This is a genomic window from Thalassovita sp. (assembly GCF_034670005.1).
Lineage (GTDB): Bacteria > Pseudomonadota > Alphaproteobacteria > Rhodobacterales > Rhodobacteraceae > Thalassobius.
Map to the genome: position 1 here is coordinate 217092 of NZ_JAXMOH010000002.1, position 23756 is coordinate 240847.

A 23756-nucleotide genomic window follows, 5' to 3' on the forward strand; every position below is an offset into this window, starting at 1 on the left:
GGCGTTTTATGACATACAAGAAACATTCCACCAACCGCCCTTTTAGCACTTTTTTCCAAATTCAAGGGGATTCGGCGGTTTTTTGCTCAATAGTGCGATATTGTGACGATTAGGCCAAAATTGAGTGCAGCGCTGCATCAATCCCAAAGTGAAGACTGCGATATTACCTTTTGTGAATGGACAGAAACCCCAAAATTGGGGAGACAGAAGAACAGTTTATGTAACGCAGTATATTTCAGAAGGAACGCGCCAATGCTGCCAATGACACGTTCTGGGCTTGCCCGTATCGCGGTTGTCGTCGTGACGGCTTGTATGATTTCGACCCTTTCTCCCGCCCCCTCGGCGGCACAGGAACATATGACCGGCTTTCGCCAGGCCGTGGCAGAATACGCGTCGGATGACAGACAACTGGCCAAGTTTTACCGCGATTCGAAATTCGGTGCGGTCTGGACCGGTGAGGGTGCTGAATTCCTGCAACGGCGCAAAGCATTGATCGAAGCACTCGGCCGTGCGTCGTCGCATGGGTTGCCGCAGAGCCGTTATGACACTTCCGGATTGATGGTTCAGATGCGTACGGCCAAGACGCCGCGCGATCTGGGTGTTCTCGATGTGGCATTGTCAAAGGCCTATCTCAATTATGCCCATGACGTTCAGTCCGGCATCGTGGTCCCGTCCTCAATAGACAAAGGCATTGTGCGCAAGGTGAATTATCACGATCGCGCCGAACTGATGTCCGATCTGATCAACGGCGATCCGGCTGAAGTGATGCGCGCGCTGGCACCCAATGCCCCCGAATACACACGTCTGCGCAAAGAAATGATGCGCTTGCAAACACTGATGACGCAGGGCGGTTGGGGCGCGACCGTCCCGGAGAGGAAACTGGAACCCGGCGATAAAGGTGCCGCCGTGATCAAGCTGCGAGATCGCCTGATCGCAATGGGCTATCTCGGTCGCAGTGCGACGATGAGCTATGACAAGTCCATCGAATCTGCGGTTCAGCAATTTCAATCCGATCACGGCCTTGCCGCAGATGGCGTAGCTGGAACCAGCACACTGACGGAAATCAATGTTCCGGTAGAAGACAGGCTGAAATCGGTTCTCGTCGCGATGGAGCGGGAACGCTGGATGAATATGGAACGGGGCAAGCGCCACGTTCTGGTCAACCTTACCGATTTTACGGCCAAGATCGTCGATGACGGTAAGGTGACGTTCGAAACACGATCTGTCGTCGGAATGAACCAACATGACCGCCGCAGCCCGGAATTTTCCGATGTGATGGAGCACATGATCATCAATCCGACCTGGAATGTTCCCCGGTCGATCGCGGTCAAGGAATATCTGCCGCAGCTACAGAAAAATCCCAATGCTGCCTCGCATCTGCGTCTGACCGATATACGCGGTCGTCTGGTTGATCGTGAAGCTGTGGATTTCACCCAGTTCAACACGCGTAACTTTCCTTTCGATATGAAACAACCCCCGTCCAGCCGCAACGCGCTGGGGCTGGTGAAGTTCATGTTCCCTAATCCGCAGAACGTCTATCTGCACGATACTCCGGCCAAAAGCCTGTTCGGACGCGAAAGCCGCGCCTACAGCCATGGCTGCATCCGGCTGCAAAAGCCGTTCGAATTTGCCTATGCTCTACTGGCGCGGCAGACCGATGACCCGAAAGGTCAGTTCCAAAGCATTCTGAAAACCGGGCGCGAAACCAAAGTGGAACTGGAACAGCATATTCCGGTGCATATCATCTACCGCACCGCGACGATCCCTGCCAAAGGCAAGGCGCATTACCGCCGTGATGTCTATGGCCGTGACGCCCATATCTGGGACGCACTGGAACAGGCAGGGGTGGCCTTGGGCGCGGTTCGCGGCTAAGGCTTTCCTCGGACGAACCGCCGGGGATAACTGCATGAACCACAGTATCAAGGAAATCGCAGCCGCCTTGGGTGCCGAAGCCTTCGGCAATACCGATCTGCAGGTGAACGGCGTGGCCGAACCGGCGCAGGCAAGCGATACCGATCTGGCATTGGCGATGAAACCGGACTTCGCCGCTGGTCTGCCCGATGGTCAGGCCCGCGCAGCGATGCTCTGGGCCGGTGCCGATTGGCAAGCGCTGGGGCTGGAGGCCGCAATCACCGCGCCGCGCCCGCGTTTCGCTATGGCGGGGCTGTCAGCAATGATGGATCCGGGACAGGGTTTTGCCACTGGCATTCATCCCTCTGCGGTGATTGATCCCGCGGCAGAGCTTGGCGAAAATGTTTCCGTCGGGCCTCTGACAGTGATCGGAGCGGGGGCACGGATTGGCGCAGGATCGGTGATCGGGCCGCAATGTTTCATCGGTACGGATACAGTGCTGGGCGAAAGTGCCTACCTGCGCGAAGGGGTGAAGATCGGTGCCCGGGTGACCATCGGCGCGCGTTTTATCGCGCAGCCCGGCGCGATTGTGGGCGGCGACGGGTTTTCTTTTGTCACACCCGAGCAATCGACCATAGAACGGGTGCGCGACACCTTGGGCGATCAGGGCGATCTGGCCGCGCAAAGCTATGCCCGCATCCATTCGCTAGGCAGCGTCACCATCGGGGATGACGTCGAACTGGGCGCGAACAGCTGCATCGACCGCGGCACCGTGCGTGACACGCAGATCGGCAACGGGGTAAAATTCGATAATCTGGCCCAGATCGGTCATAATGTGGAAATCGGCAACGATTGTCTGATTTGTGCCCAGGTCGGTGTCGCAGGATCGTCACGTATCGGCAATAACGTCGTTCTGGGCGGGCAGACCGGGGTCAGTGATAACCTGTTTATTGGCGATCACGTGATCACCGGTGGGGCGACCAAGGTATTGGCGAATGTGCCAGCCGGCCGGGTGATGCTGGGCTATCCAGCTATGAAGATGGAGACCCATATCGAGGTCTACAAAGGATTGCGCCGTTTGCCGCGCCTATTCCGGGACGTGGCGACATTGCAGAAAGCTGTTTCCAAGTCGATCAAGAGCGACTAAATCAGCCTCAATCACGAGGAGAAGACCGGGATCATGAGCACCAAGGACAAAGTGATCGGAATCATCGCCGAACAGGCGGTACTGGAACCGTCAGATGTCACGATGGACAGCACGTTGGAAGATCTGGGCATCGATAGTCTGGGATTGGTGGAGAGCATCTTCGCCATTGAAGAAGCCTTTGATATTACAGTGCCGTTCAACGCCAACGAGCCCGAGCAAAGCGATTTCGACATTTCTTCGGTCTCTACGATCATCGCCGGAATCGAAAAATTGGTGGCCGAGCAAACCGCATGAACCGAGTAGTTATTACTGGCGCGGGGACGATTAACGCTCTTGGGCACTCGGTCGTGGAAACGCTAGGTGCCATGAAAGAAGGCCGCTGCGGCATCGGTGATCTGGAATTTCGCGATGTCGATCGGTTGGCGATCAAGATCGGTGGCCAGGTTAAAGGATTCGAGGCTGACGGGCGCTTTAACCGACAGCAGATGACGCTTTACGACCGCTTCACCCAATTCACCCTTGTCGCCGCAGAAGAAGCAATTACGCAGGCCGGGCTGGAATTCGTCGGTGAACTGGCCGCCAAGGCAGGTGTCGTTCTGGGCACGGCGGGCGGCGGTGTGTCTACTTGGGATGACAATTACCGCGCCGTCTACGAAGAAGGAAAGAACCGGGTTCATCCTTTCGTGGTCCCCAAGCTGATGAACAACGCTGCGGCCAGTCATCTGAGCATGAAATATAACCTGAAGGGCCCATCCTTCACGGTCTCGACTGCTTGTGCGTCGTCAAATCACGCGATGGCGCAGGCGTTCCAGATCGTGCGCTCTGGCATGTCCAAAGCGATGGTCACCGGCGGATCGGAATCGATGCTGTGCTTTGGTGGCGTGAAAGCCTGGGAAGGGCTGCGGGTAATGTCCAAAGACGCCTGCCGCCCGTTCAGCGCCAACCGCAATGGCATGGTACAGGGCGAAGGTGCGGGTGTTTTCGTCTTCGAGGAATATGAACACGCTAAAGCACGCGGCGCAGAAATCCTCTGCGAAGTGGTCGGCTACGCGATGACCTCGGACGCCTCCGATATCGTGATGCCGTCGAAACAGGGCGCTGCGCGGGCGATATCCGGCGCGCTTCAGAATGCCGGGATCAACGCAGACCAGATTGGCTATATCAACGCTCACGGCACCGGCACAGCGGCAAATGATAAAACCGAATGCGCTGCGGTTGCCGATGTGTTCGGTCCGCATGCTGATAAGCTGATGATGTCATCGACCAAGGCGATGCATGGCCATCTGATTGGCGCCACGGGTGCTGTTGAGTTACTGGCTTGCATCATGGCCCTGCGCGACGGGGTGATCGCACCGACCATCGGGTACGAAGAATTCGATCCCGAATGCGCTCTGGACGTGGTGCCGAACGAAGCACGCGAAGCCAACATCGACTATGCATTGTCGAACGCGTTTGCCTTTGGTGGTCTGAACGCGGTTCTGGCGTTGAAGAAAGTCTGACGACAAGGATCGCCCCCGTCGCATTGAAACCGGATCGTAAATGCAAAAGGCCGCCCCAAGGGGCGGCCTTTGTGTTTTCGCACCGCGACTGTTGTTACTGCGAGGCAACCTCTGTCACCATGTCATATCCAGAGGTAAAGCCCTTCAGCGACATATCGACCCGCACGATTTGATCAGGGGCGACAAAAGGCACGATCGAAAGCGTCGCCTTGGCGCCACGCTTGAATTCTGCGATGTCTTCGGCACGTAGACCAATACGGGCGTAACATCCCAGCCGGTCGCAGACCGAGAACGGATACCGTTTTCCCGGGTTGCCATCCACTGCAATGGTCAGCTGTGCCGTCAGCAAGGTTTCAAGCGGCACGGCGATCATCGCGCCCGCCTCGGCGTCGCCGCCATTCTTAAGCCGGAACAGCCGTACGGTCGCGATCGGGTTACCGTCCCCGCCGTTCAGTTCCTGCATCAGTTGGCAGGGTTCTTCATCGGTGCCGGTCCGCAGGCATTCAAGGTTCCAATCACCCGAGGTTTCGCGAATATACGGTTCGACTTTCACCTCTTCGCCAAGGCTTAAACCCGGATCGGTGTTTGCGGCGGGGGTGTCGGCTGCTGAATCAGCTGCCGGTGTTTCGGCGGTATCCTGTGCAAATGCCGCCCCGGCAATGCTCAACGCGGCCAGAACGGAAACAATATTAAGAAATTTGGGCATGTTACCCCCATCAATTGCTCGGTTTTCATTGCCATGGCTCTAACATGCCAACGCCCGACTGTCAGGCAGGAAAACGCCCGCAAACCGGCTCTGTTGGCGAATTCCTGCCATGCTCGGATATCACGGAGCAAAACAACAAAAAGGGGTCACAAACGGACCCCTTTTCATACTTTTTTTCTCCCCGTCGGACTGGCCGACTTAGTCATTAACGGAACGCTAGGATGTTTGTAACGGTCCGTCAACAGGGTTTGCGGCAAGACGATTAAAAAAGAAACGCCGCCCCGAAACTTGGGACGGCGTGGCCATACGGGAGGGAGCCAACCGGTGCCCAAAGCGATGGCATCCCGGTGTTTTTCATCGTTACATGAAGAGGTTAACAATGTACTTTCAGAACAGAAACATTTGCTGAAAAAGAGGGCAGTCGGGTGCAGGACAGTATTTTCATTGGCGGTGGCGGCGACGATTATGGCGAAAAACAGGGGCTGTCGCTGAAATATGCCAATCGCCATGGTTTGGTTGCCGGGGCAACCGGCACCGGTAAAACCGTGACTCTGCAAATCATGGCAGAAGGCTTTTCCGCTCAGGGCGTGCCGGTGTTCCTGTCAGATGTCAAAGGCGACCTGTCGGGCCTGGCAGCAGCCGGATCGCCGGGATTCAAACTGCATGACGCGTTCATGGATCGTGCAGGCAAGATCGGGTTGGACGATTATAGCTATCAGGCGTTCCCGGTCACCTTCTGGGACCTTTTCGGCCAGCAGGGCCACCCGGTGCGCACCACGGTGGCGGAAATGGGTCCGCTGCTGCTGTCGCGCCTGCTGGAACTGTCCGAGGCACAAGAAGGCATCCTGAACATCGCTTTCCGTCTGGCCGACGAACAGGGGCTGCCGTTGCTGGACCTGAAGGATCTGCAGGCGCTGCTGGTCTGGGTCGGCGAAAACCGCGCCGATCTGAGCCTGCGTTACGGCAATATCTCGGTCCAGTCGGTGGGCGCGATTCAGCGCCGTCTGTTGGTGTTGGAAAACCAGGGCGGGGCGAAGCTGTTCGGCGAACCGGCGCTCGAATTATCCGACTTGATGCGCACCGATCTGGACGGGCGTGGGCGGATCAACATCCTGGCCGCCGACAAGCTGATGGCGTCGCCACGTCTCTACGCGACCTTCCTTCTGTGGCTGTTGTCGGAACTGTTCGAGGAACTGCCCGAAGTGGGCGACCCGGACAAACCGAAGCTGGTGTTTTTCTTCGACGAGGCGCATCTGCTGTTCGACGACGCGCCCAAGGCGCTGGTCGACAAGGTGGAACAGGTGGCGCGGCTGATCCGGTCCAAGGGGGTGGGGGTTTATTTCATCACCCAGAACCCGGCCGACGTGCCCGAAGACATCCTCGGCCAACTGGGCAACCGGGTGCAGCACGCGCTACGCGCCTTCACCGCACGCGACCGCAAGGAATTGCGGCTGGCCGCCGAAACCTATCGCGACAATCCCCGGTTCGACACCGAAGAGGCGATCCGTGAAGTCGGGGTTGGAGAAGCGGTGACGTCCTTTCTGCAAAAAAAGGGCGTGCCGGGTGTGGTCGAACGGACACTGATCCGTCCGCCATCCTCGCAGCTGGGACCGATAGATGCGGCCCTACGCAAAGCGTTGATCGACAGCTCGCCCGTCGCAGGGAAATACGAGGTGCTGCAAGACCGGCACTCGGCCTATGAAATTCTGACCAAGCGGGCGCAGGAGGCCGCGCAAGAAGCCGAAGCGGCCGAGCGGCGCGAGGTGGAAGCAGAAGAAGTAGAGCGTGAATTCAAGGCAGCCCGGCGCTATTCGGGATCGCGGGTGAAACGCTCGTCTTCGCGCTCGACCCGCAGCAATGCGCGTGGCGACACGGTGGGTGATGCGCTTGGCAAGGCTTTGGTCAAGGAACTGCGCGGCACTACCGGGCGGCGCATCGTGCGCGGCATTCTGGGGGGATTGTTCAAGGGCAAATGAGGCAGGAACTTGTCCGGAGGGCGGGCAGGGGGCGCTGCCCCCGTCGCCTGCGGGCGCTCGTCACTGAAATTGATTAACTGGATCAATTTCCGGGCGTTCCTTGCCCCCCCCCGGACATTTTTGAAAAGAAGAAAGGGCCCGGTAGGGCCCTTGCTGTTATTTTTCCGGGATCAAGCCGCGGGGGCTGAACCTGAGCACCAGCAGCAGCACCAGCCCCATCGTCAGCAGCCGCATATGCGCGGTGCTGTCCAGCAGGTGCGCCTTGAGCGCGCTGTCATCGGCCATGCCGTAGGTGATCAGCTGCATCAGCGCCTGTCCCAGAGGTTCGACCTGAACCCACAGGAGCCAGATCAGGAAGCCGCCCAGAACGGCCCCCAGATTGTTGCCCGACCCGCCAACGATCACCATCACCCAGATCAGGAAGGTAAAGCGCAGCGGCTGATAGGTACCCGGCGTCAGCTGCCCATCCAGCGTGGTCATCATCGCCCCGGCAATGCCGCAGATGGCCGAGCCGAGGATAAAAACCTGCAAGTGGCGGCGGGTCACATCCTTGCCCATCGCCTCGGACGCAACTTCATTGTCACGGATCGCCCGCATCATCCGGCCCCAAGGCGAATGCAACGCCTTCTGCGTCATCCATAGAAGGATCAGCAGAACCACGGTGAACAACCCGGCGTAAAGCAACTTGACCCAGAGCGTCGATGCGGTGGTTGCGGTCAGTCCGAGGCTGGTCGCGCGATCAACAAAAGCAGTGCTTTGTTGCAGATCGATTTCATAGGGCACCGGGCGGGGCAGGCCGATCACGTTTTTTACGCCACGCGCCAGCCAGTCTTCGTTTTTCATCATCGCAATGACGATTTCGGCAATCCCCAGCGTCGCAATGGCCAGATAATCCGAGCGCAATCCAAGCGCGGTTTTGCCGATGATCCAGGCCGCACCGGCGGCGAGCAACCCGCCCACCGGCCAGGCCAGCAGAACCGGCAGGCCCAGCCCGCCAATATTTCCCGCGACAGCCGGATTGATCGCTTCGACCGCTTCGACGGCCGGGTCGAACACCCAACGGTAAAGGAAAAAGCCAAGCACCAGAATCACCAGCATCGCCAGCGTCCGTGCCTTGCCTTTTGCCATGCGGCGATAGGTCAGGATTGCCGCAATGATCGTCGCCGCCCCCAGCACGAGTGCCATCAGGATACGGTAGCCACCCGCATTCCATGCCTCGGGTAGCGGATCAGTGGAAACCAGCACAGTGGCCAGTCCCCCCAGAGCGACAAAGCCCATGATGCCCACGTTAAAAAGCCCGGCAAACCCCCATTGCAGGTTCACGCCCAAAGCCATGATGGCGCTGATCAAGCCCATGTTGAGGATTTGCAGCGCCGTGTTCCAGCTTTGCATCACGCCTGTCAGCACGATCATCAGGCCGACAATGGCGAAAAGCCCGATTTTCTTGGTCGTATCGGTCATACGGATTTCCCCTTGAAGAGGCCCGTCGGCTTGAACAAAAGCACGATCACGAGGATCGCGAAGCTGACGGCGAATTTGTAGTCAGTCGACAGAAGCTGCACCAACCCCTCGGGGTCGAGATTGTCGGGCAATAGGTAGACCAGCACTTTTTTCCAGGCATAAGTGATGGTGACTTCGGAAAACGCGATCACGAACCCCCCGGCGATCGCGCCCAGAGGGCTACCCAGACCGCCGACAATCGCAGCGGCGAAGATCGGCAGCAGCAACTGGAAATATGTGAAAGGCTTGAACGTTTTGTCGAGCCCGTAAAGCGTACCCGCCACGGTGGCCAGCGCCGCCACGATCAACCAAGTGTAAAGCACGACCCGTTCGGGGTTGATCCCCGACAAGAGCGCCAGATCTTCGTTATCCGAATAGGCGCGCATCGATTTGCCAGTGCGGGTCCGGTTGAGGAACCAGAACAGCAGCGCCACCACCACAACGGCGGTGATCACGGTGATGCCCTGCGTTGTCTTGATCGCCAGCCCTTCGTGCAGGCCGGTCATCTGCTTGAAATCCCGCGCCGAAATGATGAAGCGTTCACCATCGGCAAAGCGTTGATCGTTGGGCCCAATGATGAAACGCACCAGACCGTTCATGATGAACATCACCCCCATCGACACGATCACGAGGATCACCGGCTTGGCCTTCTGTTCGCGGTAGAACCGGTAAACGATCCTATCGGTACCGATCACCAGCGCAGCACAGGCGATGATGCCGAAGGGCAGGGCCAGCAGCGCAGTGGGCAGCGGCCCCAGCGTGATGCCCATCGACTGGAACCACCAGGTGAAAAGCACAACCACCATGGTGCCAAACGCCATGGTGTCGCCATGGGCGAAGTTGGAAAACCGCAGGATGCCGTAGATCAAAGTCACCCCGAGCGCGCCCAGAGCCAATTGACTGCCATAGGCGATGGCGGGGACCAGAACGAAGTTGGAAAGCGCCACGATGGCGTTGAGAATGTCCATGATCAGCCCCCCAGAAACGATTGACGCACTTCCGGATCGGCGAGGAGTTCCTTGCCGGTGCCGGTATGTGCATTTGCGCCCTGCACGAGGACATAGCCTTTGTCCGCGATTTCAAGCGCTTGTCGGGCGTTTTGTTCCACCATCAGGATCGGAATGCCGGTGCGCGCCACCTCGATGATGCGGTCGAACAATTCATCCATCACGATCGGACTGACGCCCGCGGTGGGTTCATCCAGAAGCAAAACCTTGGGCCGGGTCATCAACGCCCGACCGACCGCGACCTGTTGGCGCTGACCACCGGACAATTCGCCCGCCGCCTGATAGCGCTTGTCCTTCAGGATCGGGAACAGGTCATAAACCTGCGCCATCGTATCGCTAAAATCGTCGGTACGGATAAAGGCCCCCATTTCAAGGTTTTCCTGCACCGTCATCGAGGTGAAAATATTGCTGGTCTGCGGCACAAAGCCCATGCCCTGCGCCACCCGTGCCTGCGGGCTGAGGTCGGTGATGTCCTGCCCGTCGAGCCGGACCGAGCCTTCGCGCAGGTGCAACATGCCAAAGGTCGCCTTCATCGCGGTTGATTTGCCCGCCCCGTTGGGGCCTACGATAACGGCGATTTCGCCCTTGTTCACCGCGATGGTGCAGTCGTGCAGGATGTCCGGCCCGGTTTTGCCATAACCGCCGGTCATGCTGTCGCCGATAAGGAAGGCGTTTTCGGTGTTCATTTCATGGTCGGTTCCGGTGGCCGTGTTCATCGTACCGCCGCCGTCCTTGGTGATCGTGCGGTCTTTGTTGCCGCGATCATTCTGATAGGGATTATTGGTCATGCCCCCACCTTGTCCTTATTCTTCAGACCTGTGCCAAGATAGGCCTCGATCACCTGTTCGTTCGCCTTGATCTCGGCCAGAGTACCCTCAGCCAATACCTTGCCTTCGGCCATGCAGATCACCGGATTGCACAGCTTTTCGATGAAATCCATGTCATGTTCGATCACTACGAAAGTGTATCCGCGTTCCTGGTTCAACTGCTTGATCGCGTCGGCAATGGTATAAAGCAGGGTGCGGTTCACGCCCGCGCCGACCTCGTCCAGAAACACGATTTTGGTGTCGACCATCATCGTGCGGCCCAGTTCCAGCAATTTCTTCTGGCCGCCAGACACTTCGCCTGCCTTCAGATCGGCGATATGGCCGATGGTCAGGAATTCCAGAACCTCGTCGGCCTTGGCGCGCAGTGCGCGTTCCTCGTCGGCGATACGTTTGCGCCCGAACCATGTATTCCACAAGGTTTCGCCCGATTGACCGCCCGGCACCATCATCAGATTTTCCCGGCAAGTCATCGAAGAGAACTCATGCGCGATCTGGAACGTGCGCAGCAACCCTTTGTGAAACAGTTCATGCGGCGGCAATCCGGTGATATCTTCGCCACCCATTGTGACCCGACCCGACGTCGGTGGAAGTACACCGGCTATTACATTGAAAAGAGTTGTTTTTCCGGCACCATTCGGACCGATCAGCCCGGTGATGGAGCCCTGTTCAATGGTCATCGACGCGCCGTCTACAGCGTGAAAACCACCGAAATGCTTATGGACGTCTTCTACGACGATCATCAAGCTTCCCCCGTCTTGGCACGGTTTCCGCGCCTTTTTTCATTATCTTCAAGAACGGTTATATCAGAACAGCCCGGCAACTGAGCCGGGCTGTTCACATTTTTTAAGGCGGGACCTTAGCGGTATTTCACCGTGGTCATCTTGCCGTCTTTGAATTCGATTTCGCGATAACCACCCGCGGCTTCGCCGCCGCCGATCATTTCAACCGCGGTCGCACCGACATAGTCGATATCACCGCCACCCGCGAGGATTTCCAGAGCCTTGGACAGTTCGCCGGGGTAAATCGGTTCGCCCGGTGCATTCGCCACGTCCATGATCTTGGACTTGTAATCGCCCGGCTCCACGGAACCGGCAGCCTGCATCGACAGCAGGATCAGCGCCGCCGCGTCATAGCTTTCGCCGACATAGGGACCGGAACCGTCGATACCGGCAGCTTCGGTCAGCTTGAGCATCATGCTCGCGCCTTCGCTTTCGGTGCCGGGCACTGTGCCGATGGACCCGTCGAGTTCGGAGCCGAAGTTCTCTTCCAGTGCCGATCCGATCATGCCGTCAGGCAGAACGAATGTGTCAAACGCGCCAGCGTCCAGCGACGCGCGGATTACACCGGGGCCACCCTGGTCGACATACCCGGCCACGACCAGCGCATCACCGCCGGCAGAGGCGAGAGCGCCAACTTCAGCGGTGTAGTCGGCCTTGCCGTCTTCATGCGCTGTGTTGATGGTCACGGTGCCGCCCATGCCTTCGTAGGCCGATTTGAAGCTGTCAGCCAACCCCTTGCCATAGTCGTTATTGGTATAGGTCAAAGCGACAGATTTGATCCCTTTTTCCATCAGCACATCGGACAGAACCTGACCTTGACGCGCGTCGGACGGCGCGGTGCGGAAGAACAATCCGCCATCGTCAACGCTGGACAGAGCAGGCGAAGTCGCCGACGGCGAAATCATCACCATGCCGTTCGGTACGGCGACGTTCGCCAGAACCGCGCCGGTCACACCGGAACAATCCGCACCCATGATACCTTTGATCCCGTCCGAGGTGATCAAACGTTCAGCAGCGGCTGACGCAGCACCGGCATCGATGCAGGTGGAATCAGCGCGCACAGGCATAACGGCCTTGCCGCCCAGTAGCTTACCGCTATCGGTCACTTCCTTCATCGCCATTTCGGCGCCGCCAGCCATAGCCGGGGTCAGCGATTCAATAGGTCCGGTAAAGCCAAGGATAATCCCCAGTTTAACGGCGTGATCATCGGCCATCGCACCGCCGGTCATCAGGGCAGTTGCGGCCGTCGCCATCAGTAGTTTTTTCATTAATCTTCTCCCAAGTTGGAACAAAGGTCCGGTGCGAACCCTATCGCCGGTTTTTGAAAATGAAAAGTACCGACACGCAGCAACAATTCAGAACCTGCTCGGGGAATTGGACCATTTCCCCGACTGGCCCGAGCTGATTTACCAATCGATCAAAAATACTTCGTATTGCGGCACTTTTTACCCAATTTACGACCTTTTGAGATGAGACAGAACGACAAGAGGCGATCCGGACTTATGGAAAAAATATCGCTTTGGTACATGCTCCCAAGCGCCCGGCGGGGGCTGCCGTAGGGGAAACGAGGTTGGCGAATCTCTTTTCACTGGTCCGCAGATTGTCCGTCCACCATCTGCGCATGGCTACCGCGTTCGCGGTAAGGCGTGGTTTTGTAATGCGCGCGGTAGCATTTTGAAAAATGCGAGGGCGAGGCAAAGCCACAGGCTAGCGCGACGTTAATCACGCTCATGTCGGTCTGCATTAGCAGATTACGCGCCTTTTGCAGCCTGAGCTCCATATAGTAGCGTTTCGGGCTGCGATTGAGATAGCGCCGGAACAATCGCTCCAGCTGCCGGGTCGACATACCGACCTGCTGAGCCAGAACCGAGGGGCTGATCGGTTCCTCGATATTGGCCTCCATGTCGCGGATCACTTGGCTCAGCTTGGGATGACGGACACCGATGCGAGACGGCACCGACAGCCGCTGGGTATCCTGATCGGTGCGGATGGTGGAATAGATCATCTGGTCGGCCACCGCATTTGCCAGTTCGGACCCGTAGTCACTGGCGATCCGGTTCAGCATCAAATCGATCGCAGACGTCCCGCCGGCCGCGCTCATCCGGTTGCCATCCACCACAAAAACCGATCTGGTCAGTTCAACCTCGTCGAATTCCTCGGTGAAACTGTCTTGGTTTTCCCAATGAATCGTGGCGCGCTTGCCGTCCAGCAGCCCGGCCTTGGCCAATGCATAAGTCGCGGTGCACAGCCCGCCGACAGCGATTCCCTTGCGCGCCTCGCGACGCAGCCAGGACAGTAGTTTCTTGCTGGTGGCCTTCTGCACATGCTCACCGCCACACAGGATCAAACTATCGTCCCGCGTCAGTTCGCCCAGATCTCCATCCAGTATGAATTCCGTGCCCGCCGAACACCGCACGGTGCCGCCGCCTTCACTGACCAAGCTCCAATCATAGAGCTGCCGACCCGCCATTCGGTTGGCAAGACGCAGGCATTCTAACGCTGCAGAGAAACTCATCAGCGTAAAATTTTCCATTAAAACAAAGACAAAACGGTGGGGCTTGCCAGTGATGTCCGACACCTCGACGGCTTTGCGCGATGTATCCATGGCTGTGATCCTTTGCCAGAATTGGGGTCAGCACAGCAGCTTTTTGTACGCCGCGCAAGGTCCGGAGGGCCGGGACTTGTCCTTATATGAAGTTTTTGAATCGGTTATGGTCAGCGACCGACGCATTCTATATAGAAAAACGACCTAAACAGACGAACCGGAGTACCGACTATGAGCGAGTGGCAAAAAACCAGTTGGCGTTCAAAGCCTAGGGTTCAGATGCCTGACTATACGGATCAGGCCGCGCTGAACGCCGTCGAGGCGCAGCTGGCCAAATATCCGCCGCTGGTCTTTGCCGGTGAGGCGCGCAAGCTGAAATCCGCCCTTGGTGCCGCCTCGCGCGGCGAAGCGTTTCTGTTGCAGGGCGGCGATTGCGCAGAAAGTTTCGAACAATTCAGCGCCAACGCGATCCGCGATACGTTCAAGGTGATGCTGCAAATGGCGATGGTGCTGACCTATGGCGCCAAGGTGCCGGTGGTAAAGGTCGGTCGCATGGCCGGTCAATTCGCCAAACCGCGGTCGGCCCCGACCGAAACGGTGGGCGATGTGGAACTGCCCAGCTATCGCGGCGACATCATCAATGAACTGGCCTTCACGCCCGAATCCCGGATACCGGATCCGTCCAAAATGTTGCAAGCCTACACTCAGGCTGCGGCAACACTGAACCTGCTGCGGGCCTTTTCCACCGGCGGCTATGCCGATGTACATCAGGTTCATCAATGGACGCTGGGATTTACCGAAGGCGAAAAAGCGGCAAAATACCGTGATATGGCCAACCGCATCAGCGATACGCTGGATTTCATGAAAGCCGCGGGGCTGAACAGCGATCAAGAACCGTCGCTTCAGACAGTGGATTTCTACACCAGCCACGAAGCGCTGCTTTTGGAATACGAAGAGGCGCTGTGCCGTCTTGATTCCACGTCCGGCAAGTGGCTGGCCGGGTCGGGTCACATGATCTGGATTGGCGACCGTACCCGTCAGCCCGACGGCGCGCATGTGGAATTCGCCCGTGGTGTGCTGAATCCGGTTGGGCTGAAATGCGGCCCCACCACCACAGCCGAAGACCTCAAAGTACTGATGTCCAAGCTGAATCCGGAAAACGAAGACGGTCGTCTGACTTTGATCGCCCGTTTCGGTGCCGGAAATGTGGGCGACCACCTGCCACGGCTGATCAAGACGGTTCAAGAAGAGGGCGCCAATGTCCTGTGGACCTGCGATCCGATGCACGGCAACACGATCAAGTCGGCCACCGGCTTCAAAACCCGGCCCTTCGAGGCGGTGTTGCGTGAGGTGCAGGACTTTTTCGCCATCCACCGCGCCGAAGGAACCATACCGGGCGGCGTGCATTTTGAAATGACCGGCCAGGACGTGACCGAATGCACCGGAGGGGTGCGCGCAGTCACCGACGAAGACCTGTCTGCCCGTTATCATACCGCCTGCGATCCGCGCCTGAATGCAAGCCAGTCGCTGGAACTGGCGTTCCTCGTGGCCGAGGAACTGTCCGCGCTGCGCGAAAACCGGCAAGCCACCGCGATCTGAAAAAGAAAGGTGCGCCAAGAACCGGCGCACCTTTTGACAAAGCCTGTCTCTTCAATACAGCCTCGATCTTATCTTGACCCCAATAGCCCGGGGTGAATGCGTTGACCGCTCAACGCAGAGGGGCGAGCCCCTTATTGTGCCTTGACCAACCGCAAATACGAAACCTTACCTGCGGGGCGATGATCTGATCGTGGCGCAGCCCTGAACGGCACTGCGGGGTCTGCAAATTCGGCCCGTTCCGGTGTCCCCAATCCGCCAATTGGTTGCAGGCTAGAGGTTTCGATCATGAACCGGCGCGGCGCGGTGCCGATTGCACCGCGAAACGACATCCCGCCCAGAACACGTTTTGGCCGTCCCTGCGCATCGGTCAACGGCCAGAGCTTCATCCGCGCCTCGATGCTGGGCCGGCCAAAACCTTGTTCGGCATACAGAGTAATTTGGCCGATACCGGGACAGGTGCAGACCTGATCGATCAGCTGCTCCATTCGCGCGCGATCTGATAGCGAAATCAGAGCGGTCAGCGGCATGCCGCGCAATTCCATCCCCATCAGGTCCTTCAACCGTTGCCCGGCTAGCCTGATCCGCGCCGTACCTGGCGCTATCCGTTCCAGAACGAAAGTATGCGATAGCGCGCCCTCGATCCCGCGCGGATTGACATCGGATCGCGCAGGCATATCCCGTGTGCCTTTTAACGCCGTCCAATAGGCGTCAAGCTCGGTAAGCTCCGGAAAGCGTTTATCGGTCAGGAAAGATTTTTCAATCACATTTCACCCGTTCATCGCGCTCTGCCACCGGAGCCTGCCGCAGAAACCGCCCCCTTCACCCGATCCCAAAGTCCGGTGCCAATGACTCTTAAGAAGAGTTGGTTACTCAAAGGTATACATGGCACAACTTTCGGAAAATTTGTTAGGAATTCTCGCCAAATGGTTAACATCACCAGACGGCGCGCAGCGCTGGCCTCTTGGATCGATCTGGGCTAATGGCTAGGAAAACCAAGCGTGGAGGTGGTTTTGCTACAATCGATGACAGGGTTTGCGTCCGGTACTGGCGCGTTGGCACCATTCAGCTGGACCTGGGAACTGCGGTCGGTCAACGCCAAGGGGCTGGATTTGCGCCTGCGCGTACCGGACTGGATCGACGGGCTGGAAACCGCGCTGCGGACACGATTGGGCCGGGCGCTCGGTCGCGGGAACGTGACACTATCGTTGCGGGTACAGCGGCACGAAACCACCGGCGATCTGGCAGTGAATGAAAGTGTACTGGCCTCAATCCTGTCAGCGTTGGCGACGGTCGAGCATAAAGCCAAGGAACGCGGCCTGTCTCTGGCACCGACAACTGCAGCCGATCTGCTGGCAACCCGCGGTGTGCTGGAACAGGCCTCCGTAGAAGACGAAACCAAGGTTCTGGCCGAGACTTTGATCACCGATTTCGACGTATTGCTGGATCAATTTCTGGCGATGCGAGCCAGCGAAGGCGAGGCGCTGCAAGCAGTTCTGGAGCGGCAGATCGGTGAAATCGAAACGCTGGTCTCGCAATCCGAAAAGGCGATCGACGAGCGCCGCACGGACATGGCAGAGGCACTGCGCAATGCTCTGCAACGGGTGACCCGGAACAGCGACGGTGCGGATGAACAGCGTGTCGCCCAGGAACTGGCGCTGATCGCGGTGAAATCGGATGTGACCGAAGAAATAGACCGGCTGAACGCACATGTCGTTGCCGCCCGCTTGCTATTGCAGGAACGCAAACCGGTGGGGCGGAAATTCGACTTCCTGATGCAGGAATTCAATCGCGAAGCCAATACGCTGTGTTCCAAATCGCAAAATACCGCGCTGACACGAGTCGGTCTGGACCTGAAAACCGTTATCGATCAAATGCGCGAACAAGTGCAGAATGTGGAGTGACAGCAAAACCATGAGCCAGCGACGCGGCCTTCTCATTATCCTGTCTTCGCCTTCGGGAGCGGGGAAATCGACCCTGACCCGGCAGTTGCGGGACTGGGATCCGACGATCCGATTCTCGGTCTCGGCCACCACCCGCGCCCCCCGGCCTGGCGAAGTGGACGGGCAGGATTACCATTTTCTGAGTGAAGATCAGTTCAGGCGTGACGTGACTGAGGGCGACATGCTGGAACACGCCCATGTGTTCGGGAATTTCTATGGATCGCCTAAGGGCCCGGTACAGACCGCGATCGAAGGCGGTCAGGACGTGCTGTTTGATATCGACTGGCAGGGAGCGCAGCAGATCCGCAATTCGGTGCTGGGACCGCATACGCTGTCAGTGTTCATCTTGCCACCATCGATCAAGGAACTGCACCGCCGTTTGGTCACGCGCGGTCAGGACAGCGACGAGGTGATCGCCAAGCGGATGCAGAAAAGCTGGGACGAGATCAGCCATTGGGACGGCTATGATTTCGTATTGATCAACGACGATCTGGACAAAACGGCGGAAGATCTGAAAACCATCGTACAGGCAACCCGGCTGCGGCGGTTGCAGCAGCCTGCCTTGGTCGAACATGTGCGCAATCTGCAAACCGAATTCGAGGACCTATCATGACCCTTTACGCATTGGACGGCATCGCCCCCACCACCCCCGAGAGCGGCGATTTCTGGGTCGCGCCCGGTGCCAATGTGATCGGCAACGTGGTGCTGGAAGAAGCGGCCTCGATCTGGTTCGGCTGTACCCTGCGCGGCGATAACGAAGAAATTCGGATCGGCGCTGGCAGCAATGTGCAGGAAAACACCGTGATGCATAGCGACATGGGCTATCCGCTGAGCATCGGCGCGGGTTGCACCATCGGACACAAGGCGATGCTGCACGGCTGCACAATCGGCGATAACAGTCTGATCGGGATGGGGGCCACGGTCCTCAATGGGGCCAGGATCGGTAAAAACTGCCTGATCGGAGCCAACGCATTGATCACCGAGGGCAAGGAAATCCCCGACGGATCGCTGGTGATGGGCGCGCCGGGCAAGGTGGTTCGACAGCTCGACAACGACGCCATTGAGGGGCTGCGCTGGAGCGCCCGGCATTATCAGGATAACATGCGGCGGTTCCGCGCCGGACTGACAGCAATCGATTGATACGGATATGACGCAGGACGCCATTCAGGGGCTGATCGACGCCCTGCCATTGCCCTCACTGATTGTTACGCAGGGGGACAGAATCGTCGGTGCAAATGCGCGGGCTGAAAAACTTCTGGGGCAGGGGTTGGCGGGGCGTCACCTTGTAACCGTGCTGCGTCACCCTTCGGTTCTCGACGCGATCGAGGCCTGCGCGACATCGCATCAGCCCAAGACCACCCGCTACCTGACCAGTGCCGACCGCAACGAGATAACCTATCAGGTGTATTGCGGTTACGTCGAACTGGCCGAGGTGCAGGGCGTCCTGGTCAGTTTCGAAGACATCACCGACGTCGAGGCCGTCGGTCAGATGCGGCGCGACTTTGTCGCCAATGTCAGCCATGAATTGCGCACCCCTCTGACCGCTTTGATGGGATTCATTGAAACGTTACAGGGTCCGGCCCAAAATGACCCCGTCGCACAGAAAAGATTTCTGGGCATCATGATGACAGAAGCCGGGCGGATGAACCGTCTGGTCAGCGACCTGCTGTCGCTGAGCCAAGTGGAATCCGAAGAGCGCATCCGTCCATCCCACAGTATCGACCTGACACTGCTGATAGGATCGACACTGCGCAGCATCGCGCCAGTCGCCGATAAGGCACGAGTGAAACTGGTCAAAGAGGTGCCGACGGACCTTGTATTGGTGCCGGGCGACGAAGACCAGTTGCGGCAGGTTTTCACCAACCTGATCGAGAATGCGATCAAATATGGTGGCGACGATCAGACCGTTACAGTCAAATTGACCCATGTACAGCGCGACCCCGCGCTGCGTGGTCCGGCGGTACGGATCGAAGTTTGCGACACCGGACCGGGCATCGACCAGGTACATTTGCCACGGCTGACCGAAAGGTTTTATCGCGTCGATAGCCACCGGTCGCGCGAAATGGGTGGCACCGGTTTGGGGCTGGCCATCGTCAAGCATATCGTCAACCGCCATCGTGGCAGATTGAAAATCGACAGCTCGCCAGAAGAAGGCAGTCGTTTCACCGTGATTCTGCCAGCGCTAGACTAACGTCTGAACTTGTCTAGATGCCGCACCTGCATAGCAGACGGACATCGTCACCAATTTTTATCGTTTTTCCTTTAAAGTTAACAGCTTACAAAACTTCCATAATCACATGTGACAAAGTTGATCCAATTATATGATGGTTGTCATATAGTTGTTACATTACTGTCACAAAAGCATTGCGCAACCCCGGTAGGTCCGCCGGTAAGGCCATCATGGGATGGCCCATCCAAAACGAAATCAGGAGTTTCCATATGTCCTTCGTGAAACTGACCGCCTCGGCTCTGGCGATCGCTGCCGTTTCCGCAACCGCCGCTTCCGCGCGCGATCAAATTCAGATCGCCGGTTCGTCGACCGTTCTGCCTTATGCAACTATCGTTGCCGAAGCCTTCGGCGAAAACTTCGACTTCCCGACTCCCGTCGTTGAAGGTGGCGGTTCCGGTGCCGGTCGCAAGAAAATGTGCGAAGGCGTGGGCGAAAACACCATCGACATCGCCGATTCGTCGTCGCGCATCAAGCAGTCGGATATCGACCTGTGCGCCTCCAACGGTGTGAACGAAATCATGGAAGTCCGCATCGGCTATGACGGTATCGTCTTCGCTTCGGACATCAATGGCGCAGAATTCGCCTTCACGCCAACCGATTGGTTCAACGCGCTGGCCGCTCAGGTCGTCGTCGACGGCAAGCTGGTCGACAATGCCAACAAGACCTGGGCCGACGTGAATGGCGACCTGGCCGACCAAGACATCCTGGCCTTTATCCCGGGCACCAAGCACGGTACCCGCGAAGTCTTCGACGTGAAGGTCCTGGAAGCTGGCTGCAAAGCCACCGGCGCCTATGACATCTACAAAGAAGCCAATGGCGGCGACAAGAAAAAGGCCGCGAAAGCCTGCTTCGCACTGCGCACCGACGGCGTATCTGTAGACATCGACGGCGACTACACCGAAACCTTGGCCCGTCTGGCTGCCAACCCTCAGGCAATCGGCGTCTTCGGCCTGTCGTTCTACGAAAACAACACCGACAAGCTACGCGTCGCGACAATGGGCGGCATCGTTCCGTCGACCGAATCGATCGCAACCGGCGAATACCCGGTATCGCGCCCGCTGTTCTTCTACGTGAAGAAAGCGCATCTGGGTGTGATCCCTGGTCTGCAGGAATACATCGATTTCTTCGTGTCTGATGAAATCGCTGGCCCCGATGGCCCGCTGGCAGCTTACGGTCTGGTTTCGGACCCGGAACTGGCCAAGACCCAAGAAATGGTTGCAGCAGGTACCCCGATGGGTCCTCTGAACTAAGCATCTGATGCCTGCAGGTGGCGCCGGTCCGGCGCCACCTGTTTCTATTATCCAATCTTTTCCGCGATGGAGCAGCCATGAGCGCCGGTCTCATCATCCTTGTCGTCATTCTGATTGCATTTACCGGCTTCTTCCTTGGCCGTGCGCGTGCATACAAATCGGCTGGCGGTGACATCCGAAAACTGCATTCACGACCAAATTATTATGGCCTAATGGTCGCAATATATGCCTCCGTGCCTGCGCTTTTGTTCACCATTCTCTGGCTTCTTTTGCAGCCCCTTTACATCGAAAGTCAGGTGTCGAAATTTATCGACACGGTCGATATTCCTGAGGGTGGCTCTCTCGGGCTGGTGATGTCAGATGTACGCCGGATTTCGGACGGGCTCGATGTCGCGGTCGACGCAGGGACACTGACCGAGGGCCAGATAGCCACCATGCGAGCTGATGTCGACGACTTGCGCACCCTCTTGGGACAAGTGGGGGTCGCCGTTGCCTCGGATGTCAAACAGAACGTGTTCGACGCCGCCAGAGAATATCGCAGGCTGTCCGTCAAACTGCGCATCGCAATGGGCGTTATCGCCATCGGGCTCAGTGTTGTCGGTGCGGTCGTTTCGATGCTGCGCATTCATCCTGACTACCGGGCACGCAACACGTCGGAACATGCGATCAAGGCATTGCTGATCCTGTCCTCTCTGGTAGCGATCCTGACCACGATCGGGATCATATCGTCGCTGCTGTTCGAAACGGTGCATTTTTTCCGGCTCTATCCGGCCAAGGACTTCTTCTTCAGCCTGACCTGGAACCCGCAATTTCGTGGCGGTTCCGACCTTGGCATCTTGCCGCTACTTTGGGGCACGCTCTACGTTTCTTTCGTAGCACTGATCTTTGCCGTTCCGATCGGGTTGCTGGCGGCAATCTATCTTTCAGAATATGCCAGCAGGCACGTACGTTCGATTGCCAAGCCCGCGATCGAAGTGCTGGCCGGTATTCCGACCATTGTTTACGGTCTGTTCGCTCTTATCACCGTCGGCCCGCTGCTGCGCGACTATTTCGCCCAACCTCTGGGGATGGGCAGTTCGTCTTCTTCGGTGCTGACTGCCGGTGTCGTGATGGGCATCATGCTGATCCCTTTCGTGTCCTCACTATCTGATGATGTGATCAACGCGGTTCCGCAGGCCATGCGCGACGGGTCTTACGGACTTGGCGCCACCAGATCGGAAACCATCAAACAAGTAATCCTGCCCGCCGCTCTGCCGGGGGTTGTCGGGGCCATCCTTCTTGCCGCCAGCCGCGCTATTGGCGAAACGATGATCGTGGTGATGGGGGCCGGCGCCGCCGCCAAGCTAAGCCTCAATCCATTCGAGGCGATGACAACCATCACAGTGAAGATCGTCAGTCAGTTGACTGGCGACACCGAATTCGCAAGCCCCGAAACGTTGGTCGCCTTCGCACTTGGCTTGTCGCTGTTCGTTGTCACACTGGGGCTGAATGTTCTCGCACTCTATATCGTGCGCAAATACCGGGAGCAGTACGAATGACTGATCTTTCGATGTCCGAGACCGCGCCGCGTGGTCCACATGCAAGTTCGCTCCTGGTTCAGGATGCCAATACGCGCAAACGTAATGCTGCAGAGCGCAGGTTCCGTACCTATGGCATGATGGCCGTTGCTATTGCCATTCTGGCGTTGTTCGCCTTGCTCAGCTCGATCCTTTACAATGGTAGTTCAGCCTTCCGGCAGGCCTTTATCGTGCTTGATGTGTATCTCGACCCGGCAAAACTGGATAAAGACGGTACGCGCGATGTTGAAAAGATCGCCAAAGTTTCGACCTTCGGTTATGCGCCGCTGATCGCAGCCGCGATCGAGAGAAAATTCGAAAATCCCGAGGTCGGCGTAGACGGGTTGTCAGCGAAAAACGCCGCCAAAATGATTTCCAAAGAAGGCCCGGCAGAGCTGCGCCGCTACGTTCTGGCCAATCCGGACATGATCGGTGAAACGGTGGAATTCGAATTTCTCGCCTCCGGTCGTATCGATGGGTATTTCAAGGGCCGGGTGACGATGGACACCGCGAAGCTCGACAAAAACGTGTCGCCCGAACAGCTGCAACTGGCTGATCAGTTGAAATCGGTCGGCGTTCTGAAAACCAAGTTCAATACAGGTTTCCTGACCCGGGCAGACGCCTCTGAAAACCGGCCCGAAGCCTCCGGACTTGGCGTGGCGATCCTGGGATCGTTCTACATGATGATCGTGGTGCTGGTTCTGGCATTGCCAATCGGTGTGGCCGCCTCGATCTATCTGGAAGAATTTGCACCAAAGAACTGGATTACCGATGTTGTTGAGGTGAATATCGCCAATCTTGCGGCGGTGCCTTCAATCGTGTTCGGGATCCTGGGGCTGGCGATTTTCATCAATTTCGCGGGTCTGCCGCAATCAGCCCCCATCGTGGGCGGTCTGGTGCTGACACTGATGACATTGCCAACGATCATCATCGCGACCCGCGCCTCTTTGAAATCTGTACCGCCCTCGATCCGCGATGCCGCGCTGGGGATTGGTGCGTCGAAAATGCAGGCTGTATTCCATCACGTATTACCCTTGGCCGCGCCGGGCATTCTGACCGGCACCATCATTGGGTTGGCGCAGGCTTTGGGGGAAACCGCGCCTCTGTTGCTGATCGGCATGGTGGCCTTTGTCCGCGATTTCCCCTCGGCCCCGCCAGAAGGGTTCTTTGATCCCGCCGCGGCACTGCCGGTTCAGGTTTACAACTGGACGCAACGCTCTGACCCGGCCTTCGTCGAACGGGCTTCCGGTGCAATCATTGTCCTGATGGTGTTCCTGCTGATCATGAACGCTATCGCAATTGTTCTTCGCCGCCGGTTCGAACGCCGCTGGTAAGCTGATAGAA

At 57.8% G+C, this 23756-nt stretch carries 21 protein-coding genes; 13 read left to right on the top strand and 8 right to left on the bottom strand.

The annotated features are described in order from the left end of the window. The first annotated feature begins 252 nt into the window (after positions 1-252). Genes VOI23_RS04970 through VOI23_RS04985 form a run of 4 tightly spaced genes read left to right on the top strand, consistent with a single transcriptional unit; the run spans position 253 to position 4497 of the window. Entirely contained in the window at positions 253-1872 is a 1620-nt protein-coding gene (locus VOI23_RS04970; protein ID WP_416376504.1) for a L,D-transpeptidase family protein, read from the top strand. A 34-nt stretch (positions 1873-1906) separates the two neighbouring features. Continuing rightward, the gene (lpxD, locus tag VOI23_RS04975; RefSeq protein WP_323782432.1) at positions 1907-2998 is read left to right on the top strand and encodes a UDP-3-O-(3-hydroxymyristoyl)glucosamine N-acyltransferase; all 1092 of its coding nucleotides are present in this window, start codon (positions 1907-1909) and stop codon (positions 2996-2998) included. Between the two features lie 33 nt (positions 2999-3031). Beyond that, entirely contained in the window at positions 3032-3292 is a 261-nt protein-coding gene (locus VOI23_RS04980; RefSeq protein ID WP_323782435.1) for an acyl carrier protein, read from the top strand. Then, positions 3289-4497, top strand: coding sequence for a beta-ketoacyl-[acyl-carrier-protein] synthase family protein (locus tag VOI23_RS04985; RefSeq protein WP_323782438.1), 1209 nt, complete (start codon positions 3289-3291; stop codon positions 4495-4497). Before VOI23_RS04980 ends, VOI23_RS04985 begins: the two co-directional genes overlap by 4 nt. 94 nt (positions 4498-4591) lie before the next feature. Here the strand turns inward: VOI23_RS04985 and VOI23_RS04990 are convergent, their stop codons facing one another. Continuing rightward, on the bottom strand, positions 4592-5203 hold the full coding sequence (locus VOI23_RS04990; RefSeq protein WP_323782441.1) for an invasion associated locus B family protein: 612 nt from the start codon (positions 5201-5203) through the stop codon (positions 4592-4594). Between the two features lie 425 nt (positions 5204-5628). Here VOI23_RS04990 and VOI23_RS04995 point away from each other — a divergent pair, with 425 nt between their 5' ends. Further along, complete coding sequence (locus tag VOI23_RS04995; protein ID WP_323782443.1) at positions 5629-7179, top strand: helicase HerA-like domain-containing protein; 1551 nt, start codon at positions 5629-5631, stop codon at positions 7177-7179. Positions 7180-7335: 156 nt separating this feature from the next. Here VOI23_RS04995 and VOI23_RS05000 read toward each other — a convergent pair whose 3' ends face one another. From VOI23_RS05000 to VOI23_RS05025, 6 genes are all read right to left on the bottom strand, one after another. Then, positions 7336-8640: a branched-chain amino acid ABC transporter permease gene (locus tag VOI23_RS05000; protein ID WP_323782446.1), complete on the bottom strand. Its 1305-nt coding sequence runs from the start codon at positions 8638-8640 to the stop codon at positions 7336-7338. Next, positions 8637-9647, bottom strand: a complete 1011-nt coding sequence (locus VOI23_RS05005) for a branched-chain amino acid ABC transporter permease (protein WP_323782449.1) — start codon at positions 9645-9647, stop codon at positions 8637-8639. The genes VOI23_RS05000 and VOI23_RS05005 overlap by 4 nt, the downstream gene beginning before the upstream one ends. 2 nt (positions 9648-9649) lie before the next feature. After that, entirely contained in the window at positions 9650-10474 is an 825-nt protein-coding gene (locus VOI23_RS05010) for an ABC transporter ATP-binding protein (protein ID WP_323782452.1), read from the bottom strand. After that, positions 10471-11253, bottom strand: a complete 783-nt coding sequence (locus tag VOI23_RS05015; RefSeq protein WP_323782454.1) for an ABC transporter ATP-binding protein — start codon at positions 11251-11253, stop codon at positions 10471-10473. Before VOI23_RS05015 ends, VOI23_RS05010 begins: the two co-directional genes overlap by 4 nt. 116 nt (positions 11254-11369) lie before the next feature. Then, entirely contained in the window at positions 11370-12560 is a 1191-nt protein-coding gene (locus VOI23_RS05020) for an ABC transporter substrate-binding protein (protein WP_323782459.1), read from the bottom strand. A gap of 317 nt (positions 12561-12877) precedes the next feature. Further along, complete coding sequence (locus VOI23_RS05025; protein WP_323782462.1) at positions 12878-13897, bottom strand: GlxA family transcriptional regulator; 1020 nt, start codon at positions 13895-13897, stop codon at positions 12878-12880. A 171-nt stretch (positions 13898-14068) separates the two neighbouring features. Between VOI23_RS05025 and VOI23_RS05030 the strand changes: the two genes are divergently transcribed. Then, entirely contained in the window at positions 14069-15436 is a 1368-nt protein-coding gene (locus VOI23_RS05030) for a class II 3-deoxy-7-phosphoheptulonate synthase (protein WP_323782465.1), read from the top strand. 131 nt (positions 15437-15567) lie between these two features. Here the strand turns inward: VOI23_RS05030 and VOI23_RS05035 are convergent, their stop codons facing one another. Beyond that, positions 15568-16200 (bottom strand): PAS domain-containing protein, encoded by a 633-nt coding sequence (locus tag VOI23_RS05035; RefSeq protein ID WP_323782468.1) that lies wholly within the window; start codon positions 16198-16200, stop codon positions 15568-15570. Between the two features lie 258 nt (positions 16201-16458). On the opposite strand from VOI23_RS05035, the gene VOI23_RS05040 reads away from it, so the two are divergent. The 7 genes from VOI23_RS05040 to pstA all read left to right on the top strand — a co-directional run bounded on the left by VOI23_RS05040 (position 16459) and on the right by pstA (position 23746). Next, a complete protein-coding gene (locus VOI23_RS05040; protein ID WP_323783688.1) occupies positions 16459-17337 on the top strand; it encodes a YicC/YloC family endoribonuclease in 879 nt (292 codons plus the stop codon). Between the two features lie 10 nt (positions 17338-17347). Further along, positions 17348-17989: a guanylate kinase gene (gene gmk / locus VOI23_RS05045; protein WP_323782471.1), complete on the top strand. Its 642-nt coding sequence runs from the start codon at positions 17348-17350 to the stop codon at positions 17987-17989. Further along, the gene (locus VOI23_RS05050) at positions 17986-18516 is read left to right on the top strand and encodes a gamma carbonic anhydrase family protein (protein WP_323782474.1); all 531 of its coding nucleotides are present in this window, start codon (positions 17986-17988) and stop codon (positions 18514-18516) included. The genes gmk and VOI23_RS05050 overlap by 4 nt, the downstream gene beginning before the upstream one ends. Before the next feature lie 7 nt (positions 18517-18523). Then, on the top strand, positions 18524-19567 hold the full coding sequence (locus VOI23_RS05055) for an ATP-binding protein (protein WP_323782477.1): 1044 nt from the start codon (positions 18524-18526) through the stop codon (positions 19565-19567). A gap of 248 nt (positions 19568-19815) precedes the next feature. Then, a complete protein-coding gene (locus VOI23_RS05060) occupies positions 19816-20856 on the top strand; it encodes a substrate-binding domain-containing protein (RefSeq protein WP_323782479.1) in 1041 nt (346 codons plus the stop codon). Between the two features lie 77 nt (positions 20857-20933). Beyond that, the gene (gene pstC / locus VOI23_RS05065; protein WP_323782482.1) at positions 20934-22394 is read left to right on the top strand and encodes a phosphate ABC transporter permease subunit PstC; all 1461 of its coding nucleotides are present in this window, start codon (positions 20934-20936) and stop codon (positions 22392-22394) included. Then, positions 22391-23746, top strand: coding sequence for a phosphate ABC transporter permease PstA (gene pstA / locus VOI23_RS05070; protein ID WP_323782483.1), 1356 nt, complete (start codon positions 22391-22393; stop codon positions 23744-23746). The genes pstC and pstA overlap by 4 nt, the downstream gene beginning before the upstream one ends. Positions 23747-23756: the final 10 nt, after the last annotated feature.

Coding starts and splice junctions, on each gene's coding strand:
- pstA (WP_323782483.1), top strand. CDS start 22,391: ATGACTGATCTTTCGATGTCCGAGACCGCGCCGCGTGGTCCACATGCA.
- pstC (WP_323782482.1), top strand. CDS start 20,934: ATGAGCGCCGGTCTCATCATCCTTGTCGTCATTCTGATTGCATTTACC.
- VOI23_RS05040 (WP_323783688.1), top strand. CDS start 16,459: ATGACAGGGTTTGCGTCCGGTACTGGCGCGTTGGCACCATTCAGCTGG.
- VOI23_RS05050 (WP_323782474.1), top strand. CDS start 17,986: ATGACCCTTTACGCATTGGACGGCATCGCCCCCACCACCCCCGAGAGC.
- VOI23_RS04970 (WP_416376504.1), top strand. CDS start 253: ATGCTGCCAATGACACGTTCTGGGCTTGCCCGTATCGCGGTTGTCGTC.
- VOI23_RS04980 (WP_323782435.1), top strand. CDS start 3,032: ATGAGCACCAAGGACAAAGTGATCGGAATCATCGCCGAACAGGCGGTA.
- VOI23_RS04990 (WP_323782441.1), bottom strand. CDS start 5,203: ATGCCCAAATTTCTTAATATTGTTTCCGTTCTGGCCGCGTTGAGCATT.
- VOI23_RS05000 (WP_323782446.1), bottom strand. CDS start 8,640: ATGACCGATACGACCAAGAAAATCGGGCTTTTCGCCATTGTCGGCCTG.
- gmk (WP_323782471.1), top strand. CDS start 17,348: ATGAGCCAGCGACGCGGCCTTCTCATTATCCTGTCTTCGCCTTCGGGA.
- VOI23_RS04985 (WP_323782438.1), top strand. CDS start 3,289: ATGAACCGAGTAGTTATTACTGGCGCGGGGACGATTAACGCTCTTGGG.
- VOI23_RS05015 (WP_323782454.1), bottom strand. CDS start 11,253: ATGATCGTCGTAGAAGACGTCCATAAGCATTTCGGTGGTTTTCACGCT.
- VOI23_RS05025 (WP_323782462.1), bottom strand. CDS start 13,897: ATGGATACATCGCGCAAAGCCGTCGAGGTGTCGGACATCACTGGCAAG.
- VOI23_RS05060 (WP_323782479.1), top strand. CDS start 19,816: ATGTCCTTCGTGAAACTGACCGCCTCGGCTCTGGCGATCGCTGCCGTT.
- VOI23_RS05020 (WP_323782459.1), bottom strand. CDS start 12,560: ATGAAAAAACTACTGATGGCGACGGCCGCAACTGCCCTGATGACCGGC.
- VOI23_RS05010 (WP_323782452.1), bottom strand. CDS start 10,474: ATGACCAATAATCCCTATCAGAATGATCGCGGCAACAAAGACCGCACG.
- VOI23_RS05005 (WP_323782449.1), bottom strand. CDS start 9,647: ATGGACATTCTCAACGCCATCGTGGCGCTTTCCAACTTCGTTCTGGTC.
- VOI23_RS05055 (WP_323782477.1), top strand. CDS start 18,524: ATGACGCAGGACGCCATTCAGGGGCTGATCGACGCCCTGCCATTGCCC.
- lpxD (WP_323782432.1), top strand. CDS start 1,907: ATGAACCACAGTATCAAGGAAATCGCAGCCGCCTTGGGTGCCGAAGCC.
- VOI23_RS05030 (WP_323782465.1), top strand. CDS start 14,069: ATGAGCGAGTGGCAAAAAACCAGTTGGCGTTCAAAGCCTAGGGTTCAG.